This is a genomic window from Streptomyces tropicalis, assembly GCF_029269835.1.
In the GTDB taxonomy this organism is placed as follows: domain Bacteria; phylum Actinomycetota; class Actinomycetes; order Streptomycetales; family Streptomycetaceae; genus Streptomyces; species Streptomyces tropicalis.
Genome location: NZ_JARJBB010000033.1, coordinates 20,697 through 36,557, shown reverse-complemented (window position 1 = coordinate 36,557; position 15,861 = coordinate 20,697). Strand labels below are relative to the sequence as shown.

Genomic DNA, 15,861 nt, shown 5'->3' with positions numbered 1-15,861 from the left:
ATGGTCGTGGGATCGGTCGCGGTGTGAGTGTCGGTGTCCCCGCCGCCAGTGGCCGAGGCGGTGTTGGTGACCTGACCGGAGGCCGTACAGGCGACGCTGACCGTGAGCGTGACCGCCGGATAGCTGCGACCGGACGCGAGGGCGTCACTGCGGGTACAGGTCAGCGTGGCCAGCGTGCACGTCCACCCGGTACCCCCCAAGGACGTCGCGGTAAGCCCAGCCGGAAGAGTGTCGGTCACGGTGACGACAGTGCCATCGGTCGCGTCGATCCCGTCGTTGCCGACCGTGAGCGTGTAGGAGCCTGACTGACCCCGCCCGAACGAGCCGCTGTGGGTCTTGCCGATGGTCAAGCTCGGGCCAGGGGGGCCGTAGGAGATGGTCACCTGGCCGTTGTTGTTCGCCGTCCCGATCGTGGACAGCGCATAGTGTGTGCCGGTGCCCGTCGGGGCGGCGAAACTGCTGCCTCCACCGCCCCCGCCCCCGCCCGCCGAGGTGCCGGTGTTGTTGACGGCGCCGCTGCCGCCGCCCCCGCCGGCGAAGTAACCACCACCACCGCCCCCACCTGCACCGATGACAGAGGCGGCGCAGCCGCCGTCGAAGCTGCCCCCGGTGCCACCGGTACCGACCGTGGCACCGGAGAACCCGCTCCCTGGCCCGCCGTTCATGACCGCACAGGGGCCAGCGGTGCCGCTGGCCCCGCTGGCACCGCCGGTGCTGGTGCTGGTGCTGCCACCGCCCCCACCCTGCCCCGGCGAACCATGGCCGGCGGCGCTTCCCGCGGTACCGCCGGTGGCATCCGGCGTTGCCTCGCCGTTGCCTCCGTTCCCCCCTGTAGAACCCGCTCCGGTGCCGCCGGCGGCACCACCGCCCCCGGCGACCACCAGCAAGGAGCCGCCCGTGCTGATGCTGGAGGCCCCGCCCCCACCAGGACCTTCAAAATGAAAACCACTGAGCGGAAAACCCCCACCTGGGGCGCCGCCGTTGAACCCACCGGCACCCGGCGTCCCGGTGCCGTTGCAGCCTTTGCCGCCGGTGCCGCCGACGTTGATGGTGAAGGCCGTCGGTGCGGCGGTTTGCGGGAGCGTAGTGACGACCCGCGCCCCCGTCCCACCGGTCCCCGTGACGGAACAGGGGGTACCGGTGTTGTCGGCACCGCCGGCCCCGTCCGCAGTGATCGTCACGACCATCCCCGCAGGAACCGTCAGGGTCTGCGGAGCGCCGGTGAAGGTGAAGGTCTGACTGACTGGCGCGGCTGCCCGACTGCCGCTGCGATGACCTGCCGTCGGAGAGTCGGCGACGGCCGCCGGCACCCCCGCACCGGTGAGCACGGCACACACCGCCACGGTGACGCCCATACGCCACCAACCCCGCCCGGGCCCGGCCGACGATGCCGCTGAAGCCGACACGTGCGCCGCCCGACGACCAGTGACACGCCAGAGGCCCCGCTCGCCCCAACTTTGAGATCTGTGAACGTCATTGGTCACAACACGCCGATCCTCTCCTGAAGCAATTCCCCGCTACGTCAGAAAACGGCCCGGGGGCGATAGAGCGACGACACAGAAACACCGCTGTCGCACAGGTAATGGAACCCGACAACAGAACACAAAACGCGGCGAAACGCTCCTGGCTCAACCGCATCGAGGCCCAGTTCACCGCGCTGCGCTACTTCACCCTCGGCGGAACCGATCACGCCAGCCACAAGGAGCAGGGCAGCATGATCCGCCGCTACATCATCTGGCGAAACCGCCACGCCGACGACCAGCGCCTACGCGCGGTCGTCGACCGGGCCAACACCGCCTGATCCGGCGCTACACGCCGGTAGTGCCATCGACGCGTCCCGGAGCACCCCGTATCGGTCAGGACCCTGGGACCGGCCGGCTCGTCTAGTGCTTTGACCGCTGAGGTTCGCCGGATCAAACGATCAAAGGTGTCGCCCCGGGCGGTGGTAGCTACAACGCCGCCCTTCTTGCTCACAGCACTACCCTGCGGGTATGACATCCAGGCCTGCTCGGGGCGAGGCTGCACTGGACGCGGAAATAACCCTCTTCGGCGAGGCGCTGGCCGCATACGACTTCGTGCCGAAACCAGAGCACGGCGAGGCTCTGCTGATCGTCTACGCCTCGGCACTCGACGCATACGAAGCGGCGAAGCGTGTGTTGGCCGCCGCCCGCACCGCAGACGAGGCGGACGTTGCCGTGCGACAGGCTCTGGCCGAGGGGCATCGGGCGCTGGCAGATCTTGACGCCCTCAGGGACGGCCGGCCGGTGCGACGGTCTCCCCCGTCCTGCTTCTTCGATACGAGACACGGTCCGTCCGTTACCGAGATCCTGTGGGCCCCACCGGGTGGCGAGGCCCGAACGATCCCGGTGTGCGTCGCAGACGCGGTACGGCTGGAGGACGGAAACCAGCGCATCGCTGCTGAAAGGGTCTGGCACGGCCAGCAGCCCGAACGAACCCGGGCCACCGAACAGAAGAGGGGAGCCGGACCGTATGAACCAGGCGGCAGGAAGATCCGAGACTGGGCCACGCGTGCCGAGCCAGCCGACCGTCCGGCTCAGAGCGGGGTCGTACGTCTCAAGAGTCCCGGTCCGCAGGACATCGGGCTCTACTGGAACCCCGCTGCCCCCGCAGTACTCGTCGTTCGGGCCGTGTCCTACGGCAAACACCTGTCAACCACCCTGCAGAAAGCACGCCCTGGATCCGGATCAGCCTCCGCCGACGTGCTCCTCAAGGCCAGCGGCGACTTCACCGCACGGCTGCCTATGGCTGGCGGCGGCAAGAAAAGACCTCGGTTGCGCATCTCGAACACTGCTGTTGCGGGAGCACCGTTCGATCCGCGGGATTTCGATGCGAACAGGATTCCCTACTGGGATGCGTGGATGGAGCTCCCGGGCAGTTGCCGGGAGTTCACCACTTCGATCAGCGGCGACGGCTGGGACGTCGTCCGCTACACCGGTGGCAGGGCCACCGCCCGGCTCACCCACGACGGTCGCAGAGGGGAAGTCGTCGTCAAGCGGCTGAATTCCGATTTCCAAACTGTGGAGCAGTTGTTTCGCGGCTACCGGTCGGTCGCAGAAGGCGAGCTGTTCATGCCCGCCAAACCGGCATGGCTCGCGGTGCACTGTCAGGGCACCTGGACTCTGACCACCAGCCCCGACCGATCAGCGAACGCGTAAGCCGCAGGTCCAGCTCCTCCGCCACGAGACCCGAACATCGACGTACTAGGTCGTGTCCGCAAAGTCGGTTGGTCGTTGGTCGGTTCGTGGTGCGTCGTCATGAGCTGACTGATGAGTCGTGGGCGGTGATCGAGCCGTTGCTCGCCCCTCCCCGGATGGGCCGGCCGGTGCGGGACCGCCGCCAGGTCGTGAACGGGATTTTGTGGAAGCTGTCCACCGGGGCCGCCTGGCGGGACCTGCCCGAGCGCTACGGCCCGTGGAAGACCGTCTACGAACGCTTCCGCCGCTGGTCGGCCGACGGAACCTGGGACCGCCTCCTCGCCCACGTCCAGCAGCACTCCGACGCCGTGGGAGCCGTCGACTGGTCGGTCGTGTGCGTGGACTCCACGACCGTGCGGGCCCACCAGCATGCAGCCGGGGCCCGAAAAGGGGGACCTGGCCGGGCGAGGCGATCGGCCGGTCCCGCGGCGGACTGACCACGAAGATCCACCTTGCCTGCGACGGACAGGGACGTCCCCTGGCCTTCACTCTCACCGCCGGCAACGTCAACGACTGCACCCAGTTCGAGCAGGTCATGGCCCGCATCCGCATCGAGAGGTGCGGGCCAGGCCGGCCTCGCACCCGGCCAGAACTGGTGGCCGCGGACAAGGACTACTCGTCCACGAAGATCCGCGCCTACCTCCGCGGCCGAGGCATCAAAGCAGCGATCCCTGAACGGATCGACCAGATCAACGGCCGCATCCGACGCGGCGAGAGCCGGTGCCGCCTGAACCGCAAGGCCTACCGTCGCCGCAACGTCGTCGAACGCTGCTTCAACCGGCTCAAGCACAACAAGGCCCTGGCCACCCGCTACGACAAACGCGCCCGCCACTACCAGGCGCTGGTCACCCTCGCCTGCCTACGACTCTGGCTCCCCCGACTTTGCGGACACGGCCTAGAGGCATCCGCGTACGAGCCCTCACCACCCAACGCATCGGCATGATTAGCGACGGGCACCGCTACCTCCGCTACCCGGCACCGAAAACCTCGCCTGACCAGCAACAACGGGGTAGCGGCTCGCACCACCGCGAGCCGCTACCTCGCCGCTACCCATCCGCTACCGCTACCCCTTCCCGCTACCTCAAACAGGCCCCTGACCTGCACGGTAGCGGCGGTAGCGGAAGTAGCGGACTTTCCAGAGGGGGCCGAGGACGCCCCCGCATCCCAGGAGGTTCGTCGTGCGCACCGCCGTGCCCGCAGCACCCGAAGCCCTCACCGTCCCCGAAGTGATGACCGCTCTGCGGCTGAGCCGCAGCAAGGTCTACGACCTCATTCGCACCAGACAGCTCCGCAGCTACACGTCCGGTCGGGCCCGCCGCGTCCCGGTCGACGCCGTTCGCCAGCACATGCACGACCGGATGGAGGAAGCCGCTTAATGGCCAAGCGTCGCGCCAACGGAGAAGGAACGATCACCAAGCGGGCGGACGGCCGTTACCAGGCTGCCGCCTACGTCTATCGCCCTGACGGCACCCGCACGCGGAAGTTCGCGTACGGCAAGAGCCGTGCGGAAGTGGCCGAGAAGCTGACGGAGTTGCAGGAGAAGACGCGTCAGTGCATCCCGGCCGCCGAGTCCACCATGGCGTTCGGGGACTACCTCACCTACTGGCTCGCCACCATCGCACCGCAGCGGCTCAAGCCGTCCACGCTGAACAGCTACGAGGGTCTGACCCGCCTGTACATCCGCCCCGCGCTCGGTAAGAAGCGGCTGAACCGGTTGTCGCCGGCGGACGTGCGCCGGTTCCTCGCGGAGTTCAAAGACTCCTGCCTGTGCTGCCTGCGGGGCGCGGACGCGGAGCGCCCGGAGGGCAAGCGCTCGTGCTGCGCCGTGGGCCGCTGCTGCGAGCGTCGACCGTCCGCCCGGACCGTCCAGTACACGCATGCCGTCCTCCGGTCTTCCCTGCAGCAGGCGATCAGAGAGGAGCTGATCGCGCGGAACGTCGCGCGGATCGTGGAGACCCCCGCCGTGACCCGCAAGGAGGTGCGTCCGCTGGATGCCGCCGAGGCTCGGATCATGCTCAGGACCGCCCGCGCCCACCGTCTCTACGCCCTGTGGCTGTTACTCGTGTCGACGGGCCTACGGCGGGGCGAAGCGCTCGCACTCACCTGGGGGGACGTCGACCTCACGAACGGCCAGCTCCGCATCCGCCGGAACGTACAGCGCATCCGGCGTGAGCTGATCTTCGGCACTCCCAAGACCATGCGCTCCATGCGCACCGTGTCGCTCCCGAAGCACTGCATGCGAGCACTCACGCAGCACCGAGTCCAGCAGGAGCGGGAACGCATGGTCGCGGGGAAGGAGTGGCAGCCCGCCCCGGGCCACCCGAACGGGCTGATCTTCACGACGTCGACCGGCCGCGTCACGGACCCGCGCAGCCTGAACCGGATGCTCACCATCCTGTGCCGGGACGCCGGCGTGCGCCGGGTGCGGGTGCACGACCTCCGACACACCTGCGCTTCGCTGCTGCTCGCTCAGGGCGTGGACGCTCGCACGATCATGGAAACGCTCGGGCACAGCACGATCACGATGACGCTCGACACCTATGCGCACGTGATGAGCACGACGCTCAAGGCCGCTGCCGGCCGGATGGACAACGCCCTGGGACTGGACGACCCGGAGGAGGAATCCAGCGGCGAGCAGGAGGCGGACGCCGCGGAGTGATCGACGCTTCTGGCCGCGTTGATGTCAACGACTGATGTCAGAGGCCCCCTGAGATGATCCCAGGAGGCCTCTGACCTGTGTGCACTCGGCAGGATTCGAACCTGCAACCTTCTGATCCGTAGTCAGATGCTCTATCCGTTAAGCTACGAGTGCTTGTTCTGTTCTCGCCCCCGCTCCCGGCCCTTTCGGCCCGCTCGCGGCGACAGGAAGAACATTACATGACTGCCGCCGCCATGTGAAATCCGTTCCGCGTACCCGTTGTGACCTGGGAAAACATGATCCTCGGGGTGTTGCGCCCGGCGAGCGGAAGCCGGGGCGGGGCGCCGGTCGAAGCACCGAAGGAAACGACGAACGAAGCGACGAAGCCCCGGTCCTTGAAGGACCGGGGCTTCGGTGATCACGCGCGGAGGCGGAGGGATTTGAACCCTCGATGGGCTTGAAGGCCCAAACCGCATTAGCAGTGCGGCGCCATAGACCGGACTAGGCGACGCCTCCAGCACAACCGCTCACGCGAGGGCGCGATCGGTGCGTGCAGATGATGACACAGCCGGGAGCGGTGTCACCAATCGCCCCCCACGGTACTAGGCAGGCAGGCCGCAGGGCAAAGCCCTTCCCCGCGTCGCGGGGCGTGGCGCAACGTCCGGGGGCGCCCCTCGTTGGTCCGGGCATGGTGCAGGTCAGCTCCCCCTCCCCCCGTCGCTCCGGCGCGGCCCGCCCGCCGCGGCGGGCCGCGTTCGGCATCGCCGCCACCGCCACCGCCGCCGCCCTCGCGGCGCTCGCCTCCGTGCCCGTCGCCGCCTCCGCGCCCGCAGCCGGACCCGCGGCACGGCCCGCCGGACCGGCCGCCCCGCCCCTCGCGCCCCCGCCCGTGGGGGACGAGGACCGGGCCGGCGACCACCTCACCGTGACCGTCCGGCACGCGGGCGCCCGGTGGGACGGCCGCTACGAGGTGTACTGCCATCCCGAGGGCGGCACCCATCCCGACGTGCACGGCGCCTGCGGGGCGCTCGACCGCAACACGCGCTGGGGACACGACACCTTCGCGCCGGTGCCCACGGACAGCATCTGCACCTTCCAGTACGGTGGCCCGGCCACCGCGCAGGTGACCGGCCGCTGGGCCGGACGACCCGTCGACGCGGCCTTCGACCGGCGCGACGGATGCCGGATCGACCGCTGGAACCGCCTGGTCCCCTTCCTGCCCGACGTCCTTCCCGACCTGCGTTCCTGATCCCGCGGGCTCGCCGTCCGGCCGGGCACCCACCGGGTCCGCCCGGCCGCCCCGCGGACGGACGGGGAGTCCGTAAAGGTCCCGCGGAGGTCGTGCGAAGCGGAAGCGGGGGATCGCAGGTTCGACCTCACTTCTCCGTGCGACCTCCCTCTCATACGGCGCCGCGCGCACGACCCCTGCGCATAGACTCCCTCGCGTGACACGCCGCGGACCGGTTGGCAAGATGGCTCCCGCGGTCGGCAAGGTGCGGTAACAGGAGGGAAGCGTCTCGTGAGCAGCAGGCCATCCCGAGGCGCTGCTCGCCTCGCAGCCATACTGGACGCACTGCCCGACGCGTTGCTCCTGGTCAACGCCAACGGGACCGTCGTCAACGCCAACACCATCGCCCTGGAGGCCTTCGAGACCCCGGGCACCGCCCTCGTCGGGCGCGGTCTGCTCGACCTGCTGCCGGAGTTCGACTCCAAGCTGATCCCGGGCTCCATGCGGCGGCCCGACCACATCGACCCGCAGGGGCGGACCAAGCCGACGCGGATGGTCGCGCGGCGCACCGACGGCAGCGAGTTCCCGGTCGAGGTCACGAGCGCCAACCTGGAGAACGGCCAGCAGGCCTACGACGGTCACGGCTACACGGGCGACGAGCTGCTGATGATGGTCGTGCGCGACCTGTCGGGCACCGTCGACACCGAGGCCGAGCTGGCCCGTTCGCAGCGGCAGACCGAGATGATCCTGCGGGCCGCCTCCGAGGGCGTCGTCGGCACCGACACCGAAGGGCGGATCGTCCTGGTCAACCCGGCCGCCGCCCAGATACTGGGCTACCGGGCCGGCGAACTCGGCGGCCGCGAGCTGCACACCCTCGTGCTGCACTCCCGCCCCGACGGCTCGGACTTCCCGTACGAGGAGTCGCCGCTCGCCGACACGCTGCGCTCCGGGCGCAAGCACCGCGTGCGCGGGCAGACGCTGTGGTCCAAGGGCGGCGACAAGGTGCCGGTGGACCTCACCACCGCGCCCGTGCGCGACGGGGACCAGCTCGTCGGCGCCGTCATGACCTTCGCCGACCGGCGCCCGGTCGACTCGCTCACCGCGGAGAAGGCCGCCGCGGACCAGCGGCACGAGGAGGAGCTGGAGCAGCTCGCCGAGAAGCACGCCTCCGCGCTGACCGCCCTGCGCCAGGAGCACGCCGCCGCACTCGAGGAGCTCGCCGAGCGGCACGCCGAGGAAGTCGCCGCCGGCGAGGAGCGGTACGCCGCCCTCGGCGAGCGGGAGAAGGACCGCTACGAGGCGCTCACCGCCCGGCACGAGCAGCTGCTGACCCTGGTCGGCGGCTCCCTGCGCGGCCCGCTGGACGAGCTGCGCCGCGAGTTGTCCGCGCTCGCCGCCGACGACGCCGGCCAACTGTGGCCCGAGGCCAACCAGGTCCTGCACCACCTCTCGGCCGGCTACGCCCGCATCACCACCCTCATCGACAACGTCCTCGGCTACCAGCGTCTGGATTCCGGCAGCGAGGGGATCACCCGGACGAAGGTGATGCTGGACGCGGTCGTGGCCGCCGGTGTCGAGGGCGCCGTGGAACTGGTCGGGCCCGGACGCGTGCAGTTCGCCGTGCACGCGCCGCCCATCGAGGCCGAGGTCGACCCGCAGCGGCTGGCGACCGCGCTGGCGCACCTCGTCGCCGACGTCGCCGGCGTGGACGCGACCGGCAACGCGCCGGTGTCCGCGGGCGGGTACATGGACAACACCGTCGTGGTGGCGGCGGCGCAGCGCGGCGAGGTCGTCCGGATCGAGGTCCGCGGGCCGTACGCCGGGGGAGACCCGGTGCACGAGCCGATCGTGCGCGGCATCGTCCGCGCGCACGGCGGAGTGCTCCAGACGCACGAGGTGCCGGGGATGAGCGGCAACGCCTACGTCCTCGAGGTGCCGATCGGCGCCGGCGCCGGGGCGGCGGTTCCGGCCGCGCAGGCCCCGGCGGTCGCGGAGCCGGCCGCCGTCGCGGGCACGGGCGCGGGCGCGGAGATCGCCCTCGCCGAGCCGGCCGGCGGCGGCCGGCGGCGGGCCCGGCGGGGTTCCACGAACGCCTTCCTGTCGGGTGAGGGCGAGAACGACGAGGCCGCGGGCACCGCGGCGCCGACCGGGCGGCGGCGCCGACGCGCCGCGGAGGAGGCCGCGCAGGCGGCGGACCGGAGTGCCGACACTTCCGGCGCGTCGGGCGGGACCGGGCGGCGGCGCGGTACGCCCGCCCAGGACGCGGACGTGTCCGAGGGCGCCGTCGTCACGGCGGCCGAGCACGCCGCCGGCGCGGCGGCCGTGGGCAGCGGTCTGGGCGCCGCGGTGCCGCCCCAGGGCGTGCCCGCGCCCACCGGACGGCGGGCCCGGCGCGACACCGGCGCAGCGCCCGCGCTGCCGCCCGCCCTGCCCGCCGCGGCGCCGCAGGACGCGGACGGGGGCGACGAGGCGCAGCCGACCGGGCGCCGGCGGCGGGCCCTGGCCGCGGCGACCGAGCGGGCCGCCGCGCAGGAGGCCGCGCCCCGTACGGTCTTCGCCCTGCCGCCCGCCGAGGCGGACCGGCAGCCCGTCGCCCCGCAGGAGCAGGCCCCGGCCGGGACCCCCGACCGCACGCCGGCCCGGGTGCAGGCGCACGTGCCGGCGCAGGGCGGTGTCCCCGACGCGTCCGACGAGAGCCGGCACGACGCCGTGCCGCACGACCTGGCCGACGACCACACCCCGCCGCAGGCCCATCCCACGAACGCGCCGACGGGCCGTCGCCGCCGCGCGGCCGCCGCGCCCGACCAGGTGCGCCCGGCCGCCCCGGGCCGGCCGGGCGTTCCCGCGCAGGGCGTTCCCCCGCAGGGCGGTCCGGTCCCCGGCGCCCCGGTTCCGGCGCAGGTGCCGCCGGGCGGGGTCCGTCCCGGCACGGTGCCCGCCCGCCCCGGGCACCCTGGCACGGCCCCGGTGATGCCCGGACAGCCGGGTGCGGCCCTCGCGGTGCCCGGACAACCGGGTACCCCGCAGCCCGCCGCCGGACGGACGGGTGCGCCGCAGGCCCCCGCCGCCGGACAGGGGGTCGCCCCGCAGCAGCCCCCGACGGCTCCCGCTCCGGAACAGCGGCCGGCCCCGGACGGGCCGGTGCCCCCGCAGGGGGCGCCCGCGCAGGGCGGGCGGCCGCTTCCCCCGCAGGGCGCGGCACCGGCCGGCCCGCAGGGCCCCGGCGCTCCGGCCGCCGCGCGCGGCCCGCTCCCGGCCGAGGCGCGTCCCGGCACGCCCGCGTCCACCCCGGTCCCGGGCGCCCCGCAGGCTCCGGCCCCGGGCGCCCCGCAGGCGTGGCCCGCCGGCCCCGACGCCACCACGGGCACGGCACCCGTCCCGCAGAACGGCGCCACCGGTCCCGTACCGCAGGACGGCACGACCGCTCCCGCGGCGCCGCGGCGGCCGGCCGCCCCGGTGCCGCCGGCAGCGCCGCCCCTCCCGGCCGCCGCCACGCCGCCGGAGGGCACTCCGGCCCCGGGCACCCCGCTGCCGCCCGAGCAGTCCGCCGGGCAGCCCGCGACGCGGCCCGGCGGCGGTCCCGCGAACCGCGCGGCCCAGCCGCTGCCCGCCGAGGCCGCCGCACCCGCGGACCCGAGCACCACCACGCAGGGCCACGCCATCAGCGTGCGGACGCTGGGCCAGGGCGTCCCGTTCAGCCGCCAGGCCGCCCAGGTGCAGGCCCCGCGCCCGGCGTCGGCCACCCCGCCCCCGCACGGGCCGGGCGGTTCCGGCCGCCGCCGCAAGCTGGGCACCCGGCCCGACCCCGCCGCCCGCCCGCAGGCCGAACAGCCGGTGGCGCAGCCGTCCCTGGCCGGTCAGTCCCGGCTCGCCCCGGCCACCGAGGGCGCCGGACGGTCGTACGCCATAGGAGCACCGGACGAGAACGCGGCCGAGGGGCCCGAGCCGCTGGACGGTCCGGGCGGCGCCGTGGAGGTCTCGGACACGCCGCGGCCGCAGCCGATGGACGACGAGCTCCCCCCGGAGCCGCTGGACAACCCGCGCCGGCTGCTGGTGTGGCCCGCGCCGGACGTCACCACCCAGCAGGCGCTGAGCGACCGCGGCTACCGGCCGGTCGTCGTGAACTCGCGCGAGGAGGTCGACGCGCAGATCGCGGCCTTCCCGGCGGCGCTGTTCGTCGATCCGCTGACCGGGCCGATCACCCGCACCGCGCTGCAGTCGCTGCGCCAGGCGGCGGCCGCCGCCGAGGTGCCGGTGCTGGTCACGGCCGGACTCGGCCAGGCCACGCGCGAGGCGGCCTACGGTGCCGACCCCGCCGTCCTGCTGAAGGCGCTCGCCCCGCGCGACAGCGAGCAGCACCCGCCGCGGGTGCTGCTGGTCGAGGAGCACGCGGAGATCGCGCTGGCGCTGACCGCGGCCCTGGAGCGGCGCGGCATGCAGGTGGCGCGCGCGGCGAGCGACGCCGACGCGGTGACGCTGGCGGGGCAGCTGCGGCCGAACCTGGTCGTGATGGACCTGATGCAGGTGCAGCACCGCCGGTCCGGGATCATCGACTGGCTGCGCGCGAACGGGCAGCTCACCCGCACCCCGCTGGTCGTGTACACGGCCTCCGTCGACCAGGCCGACCTGCCGCTGCTGGCGTCGGGCGAGACGGTGCTGTTCCTCGCGGAGCGCTCCACCACCGACGAGGTGCAGGCCCGGATCGTGGACCTGCTGGCCCGCGTCGGCACCAACTAGCCCCCGCCGTACGGCTGTCCCCTCCCCGCGCGGGGAGGGGACAGCCGTACAGTCACGCGGTCACAGCTGCGTGACGTCCAGCTCGCCCTCCGCGTACCGGCGGCGCAGCACCTTCTTGTCGAACTTGCCGACGCTGGTCTTCGGGACCGCCTGGACCACCGTCCAGCGCTCGGGGAGCTGCCACTTGGCGATCCGGCGCTCCTCCAGGAGGAAGGTGCGCAGGCTCTCGAAGTCGGCGGCGGCTCCCTCGCGCAGCACGACCGTGGCCAGCGGGCGCTCGCCCCACTTGTCGTCGGGCACGGCGACGACCGCTGCCTCGGCGACGGCCGGGTGCGACATCAGCGCGTTCTCCAGCTCGACGGAGGAGATCCACTCGCCGCCGGACTTGATGACGTCCTTGGCGCGGTCGGTCAGGGTGAGGAAGCCGTCCGGGGAGATCGTCCCGACGTCCCCCGTCTTGAGCCAGCCGTCCTCGCTGAACTTGTCGGCGGGGCGCAGGGGTTCGGCGTCGGGCCCGTTGTAGTAGGCGCCCGCGATCCACGGGCCGCGGACCTCCAGCTCGCCCGCCGACTCGCCGTCCCACGGGAGGCGTTCTCCGCCGGGGCCGGTGAGGCGGGCCTCGACGCCGGCCGGGAAGCGGCCCTGGGTGAGCCGGTAGGCGAACTCCTCGGGCGTGCCGACGGCGTGGGCCGGCGGGCGGGCGACGGTGCCGAGGGGGGAGGTCTCGGTCATGCCCCAGGCGTGGCAGACGCGCATGCCGAGCCGGTCGAAGGCCTCCATGAGGGACGGCGGGCAGGCCGAGCCGCCGATGGTGACCTGGGTCAGCGAGGCCACGTCCCGCGGACGTGCGGTCAGTTCCGCGAGCAGGCCCTGCCAGATGGTGGGCACGGCGGCCGCGTGCGAGGGGCGCTCGCGCTCGATCATCTCGGCGAGCGGGGCGGGCTGCAGGAAGCGGTCCGGCATCAGCAGGTTGACGCCGGTCATGAAGGTGGCGTGCGGCAGCCCCCAGGCGTTGACGTGGAACTGGGGGACGACCACCAGCGAGGTGTCCTGGTCGGTCAGGCCCATCGACTGGGTCATGTTGACCTGCATGGAGTGCAGGTAGACGGAACGGTGGCTGTACACCACGCCCTTGGGGTCGCCGGTGGTGCCGGAGGTGTAGCACATGGAGGCGGCCTGCAGCTCGTCCAGCTCCGGCCAGTCGTACGCCGTCGGCTTCCCCGCGAGGAGGTCCTCGTACTCGTGCACCCGGACGGACGCCCCGGCGAGCAGGGAGCGGTCGCCGGGGCCGGAGACGACGACGTGCTCGACGGTCTTCAGCTGCGGCAGCAGCGGGGCGAGCAGCGGCAGCAGGGAGCCGTTGACGACGACGACCCGGTCGGCCGCGTGGTCCACGATCCAGGTCAGCTGCTCGGCGGGCAGGCGCAGGTTGAGCGTGTGCAGGACCGCGCCCATGGAGGGGATCGCGAAGTACGCCTCCACGTGCTCGGCGTTGTTCCACATCAGGGTGGCCACGCGCTCGTCGTCCACGACGCCGAGGTCCTCGCGCAGGGCGTGCGCCAGCTGGGCCGCACGGGCACCGATCTCCGCGAAGGAGCGGCGGTGCGGCTCCTCCTCCCCGGTCCAGGTGATCACCTGTGATGCACCGTGGATCGTCGACCCGTGGGTCAGGATCCTGGAGATCAGCAGCGGTACGTCCTGCATGGTGCTCAGCACGGCGTCCTCCCGGGGCGACATCGCCTGCGCGGTAGTAGGGGCTGCGCTGATTCTGCGCACATACCGCTTGGTATGTCACTAGGGCAGGGCGATCGATCGCCGTGACCTTCTGCACGATCCGCCCCCGTTCGGGCCCCGTTCCGTCCCCCGCTCGCCGTCCCCCGTCCCCCGTCCCCCCGGGTTCAGCGTGCGAGCGCCAGTTCGGGATCCTCGCGCAGTTTGCCGAGTGCCCGGGACACCGCCGACTTCACCGTGCCCACGGACACCCCGAGCAGCTCCGCGGTCTGGGCTTCGGACAGGTCCTCGTAGTACCTGAGGACGACCATGGCCCGCTGCCGCGCGGGCAGCTTCGTGATCGCCCGCCACATCGCGTCGCGCAGCGCCTGCTGCTCCGCGGGGTCGGCCGCGGCGGGCACGGGCTCCGGCTCGGGCAGTTCCTCGCAGGCGAACTCGTCCACCCTGCGCTTGCGCCACTGCGAGGTGCGCGTGTTCAGCAGGGCGCGGCGCACGTAGCCGTCGAGCGCCCGGTGGTCCTCGATCCGGTCCCATGCCACGTACGTCTTGGCCAGGGCGGTCTGCAGCAGGTCCTCCGCGTCGTTCGGGTTCGCGGTGAGCGACCGGGCGGTGCGCAGCAGCACCGGTCGGCGGGACCGCACGTACGACGTGAACGACGGGTACGCCGGGGGCCGCTGCGTCCCCGGTGCGGCGGCCCTCGATGCGCTGGTGCAGACGAGTGTGGTCATGGCTCCACGCTAGGAGCGCGCCCGTCCCCGCGGATCGGCCCCAGGTCCCGAAGCGGGGTCCGCCTCAGGTTGTAGGGGTGGTGTCCGCCGTACCTCCTGAAGGTGGACGAACGGGCGGGACCCCCTGGGGGTTTCCCGGGGAACCGGGCCGTCCGCCCCGCCGCCGGGCCGGGCACGGCCCCGAGGCGCGGGCGGGCGCGGAGCCGGGCGGACGTCGGGACGCATGACTGCGCGGCGGCGCCGAAGCACCGCCGCGCAGCCGTCCTGCGTCCCCACGAGCGCACCCACGGTGAGGGGCGTCAGGGCCGGCGGATCCCCAGTGTCCGGACCGGCCCGCCCCCGTTCACCGGAGCCGGGTGAAGTCGACGGCGATGCTTGCCATGTTGCTCCTCCCGTACGAGGTGGGCACCGGCTTCCGTGCCGGACGTGCTTTCAGCAGGCGAACTACTGCCTCTGCCGGGGCAGTCGGCCGACCCGCCCGGCATTCGATCACGACGTCGCGGGATGAGGCTTCCCCACCGCACCCCGGACACAACATCCCCGATGCCTCGATTCGCACGCAAGCGTGAAGACATGTCGATAAACCCTTTCCCTCACCTTTTCGGGCACGACACCCGGCCCCGGCCCCCGCGACACCGCCCGCCCTCTTCCCTTTTTCGAACACACATACGAACATAGAAGCATGGCCACCACCGACCGGAAGGCCGCGACCCTGGCCCTCGCCCACGCCCTGTCCGCCGCCGAGCGCGGCCTGGCGGTCATCCCCCTGTCCCGCACCAAGCTCCCCGCACTGCGCTCCCCGCACCGCGACGAGCCGGGCCCGGCCCCCTGCCACGGCGCGTGCGGCCGCTTCGGCCACGGCGTGTACGACGCCTCCACCGACCCCGCCCGGATCCGCGCCCTGTTCGCCGCCGCTCCCTGGGCCACCGGCTACGGCATCGCCTGCGGGCTGCCCCCGCACCACCTCATCGGCGTCGACCTCGACACCAAGCCCGGCACCGACGCCCCGGCGGCCCTGCGCGCCCTCGCCCTGCGCCACCTCTTCACGATCCCCGAGACGGTCGTCGTCACGACCCCGAGCGGCGGCCGCCACCTGTGGCTGAGCGGCCCGTCCGACGTCGTCGTGCCGAACTCCGCCGGACGGCTCGCCCCCGGCATCGACATCCGCGGCGCCGGGGGCTATCTGGTCGGCCCCGGATCCCGCACCGTGCACGGCGTCTACGGCACCGACCCGGGCACGGCCCACCTGGCTCCCGCCCCCTGCCCGCCGGCCCTGCTGCGCCTGCTCCTGCCCCCGGCCCGTCCGCCCGGGCCTCCCGTGCCGGAGGGCACGGGCCGGCACGGGCACGGCCTGGTGCAGTTCGTCCTCGACGCCCACGCGGGACAGCGCAACACCCGCCTCTTCTGGGCCGCCTGCCGCGCCTACGAGAACGGCATCGGCGCCGCGCTCGCCGCCCCCCTCCTCGACGCCGCCGTCCACACCGGCCTCCCCGAACCGGAGGCCCGCGCGACCATCGCCTCGGCGGAACGGATGGCGGGGCACCGGGAGTGACGGACCGCTGCCGCCGGGTCGCCCGGCCACCG

At 73.0% G+C, this 15,861-nt stretch carries 9 protein-coding genes, 2 tRNA genes and 2 pseudogenes; 8 read left to right on the top strand and 5 right to left on the bottom strand.

Going from position 1 to position 15,861, the window contains the following annotated elements; translation table 11 throughout:
* A pseudogene (locus P3H78_RS30860) lies at positions 1 to 1,355 on the bottom strand (hypothetical protein); the annotation flags it as partial.
* A gap of 266 nt (positions 1,356 to 1,621) precedes the next feature.
* Here P3H78_RS30860 and P3H78_RS30855 point away from each other — a divergent pair.
* From P3H78_RS30855 to P3H78_RS30835, 5 genes and pseudogenes are all read left to right on the top strand, one after another.
* Positions 1,622 to 1,801, top strand: a pseudogene (locus tag P3H78_RS30855) (IS630 family transposase); the annotation flags it as partial.
* A 190-nt stretch (positions 1,802 to 1,991) separates the two neighbouring features.
* Positions 1,992 to 3,176 (top strand): hypothetical protein, encoded by a 1,185-nt coding sequence (locus tag P3H78_RS30850; RefSeq protein WP_276112483.1) that lies wholly within the window; start codon positions 1,992 to 1,994, stop codon positions 3,174 to 3,176.
* Between the two features lie 89 nt (positions 3,177 to 3,265).
* A protein-coding gene (locus P3H78_RS30845; protein ID WP_276112485.1) for an IS5 family transposase occupies positions 3,266 to 4,158 on the top strand; the annotation gives its coding sequence in 2 pieces (ribosomal slippage) (positions 3,266 to 3,605 and positions 3,605 to 4,158; 894 coding nt in all).
* Positions 4,159 to 4,393: 235 nt separating this feature from the next.
* Positions 4,394 to 4,591 carry a helix-turn-helix domain-containing protein gene (locus tag P3H78_RS30840; RefSeq protein WP_276112482.1) on the top strand — a complete coding sequence of 66 codons (198 nt, stop codon included), beginning with the start codon at positions 4,394 to 4,396 and terminating at the stop codon, positions 4,589 to 4,591.
* Positions 4,591 to 5,874, top strand: a complete 1,284-nt coding sequence (locus P3H78_RS30835) for a tyrosine-type recombinase/integrase (RefSeq protein ID WP_276112481.1) — start codon at positions 4,591 to 4,593, stop codon at positions 5,872 to 5,874. The genes P3H78_RS30840 and P3H78_RS30835 overlap by 1 nt, the downstream gene beginning before the upstream one ends.
* 80 nt (positions 5,875 to 5,954) lie before the next feature.
* On the opposite strand, the gene P3H78_RS30830 is transcribed toward P3H78_RS30835, so the two are convergent.
* Together P3H78_RS30830 and P3H78_RS30825 are read right to left on the bottom strand one after the other, a co-directional pair.
* A tRNA-Arg gene (locus tag P3H78_RS30830) sits at positions 5,955 to 6,027 on the bottom strand.
* 251 nt (positions 6,028 to 6,278) lie between these two features.
* Positions 6,279 to 6,369, bottom strand: a tRNA-Ser gene (locus P3H78_RS30825).
* A 172-nt stretch (positions 6,370 to 6,541) separates the two neighbouring features.
* Here P3H78_RS30825 and P3H78_RS30820 point away from each other — a divergent pair.
* A complete protein-coding gene (locus P3H78_RS30820) occupies positions 6,542 to 7,102 on the top strand; it encodes an SSI family serine proteinase inhibitor (RefSeq protein WP_276112480.1) in 561 nt (186 codons plus the stop codon).
* Between the two features lie 270 nt (positions 7,103 to 7,372).
* A complete protein-coding gene (locus tag P3H78_RS30815) occupies positions 7,373 to 11,818 on the top strand; it encodes a PAS domain-containing protein (protein WP_276112479.1) in 4,446 nt (1,481 codons plus the stop codon).
* A 60-nt stretch (positions 11,819 to 11,878) separates the two neighbouring features.
* Here the strand turns inward: P3H78_RS30815 and P3H78_RS30810 are convergent, their stop codons facing one another.
* Positions 11,879 to 13,555 (bottom strand): long-chain fatty acid--CoA ligase, encoded by a 1,677-nt coding sequence (locus tag P3H78_RS30810; RefSeq protein ID WP_276112478.1) that lies wholly within the window; start codon positions 13,553 to 13,555, stop codon positions 11,879 to 11,881.
* Between the two features lie 161 nt (positions 13,556 to 13,716).
* Entirely contained in the window at positions 13,717 to 14,277 is a 561-nt protein-coding gene (locus P3H78_RS30805) for a SigE family RNA polymerase sigma factor (protein ID WP_276112477.1), read from the bottom strand.
* A 682-nt stretch (positions 14,278 to 14,959) separates the two neighbouring features.
* Between P3H78_RS30805 and P3H78_RS30800 the strand changes: the two genes are divergently transcribed.
* Entirely contained in the window at positions 14,960 to 15,829 is an 870-nt protein-coding gene (locus P3H78_RS30800) for a bifunctional DNA primase/polymerase (protein WP_276112476.1), read from the top strand.
* Positions 15,830 to 15,861: the final 32 nt, after the last annotated feature.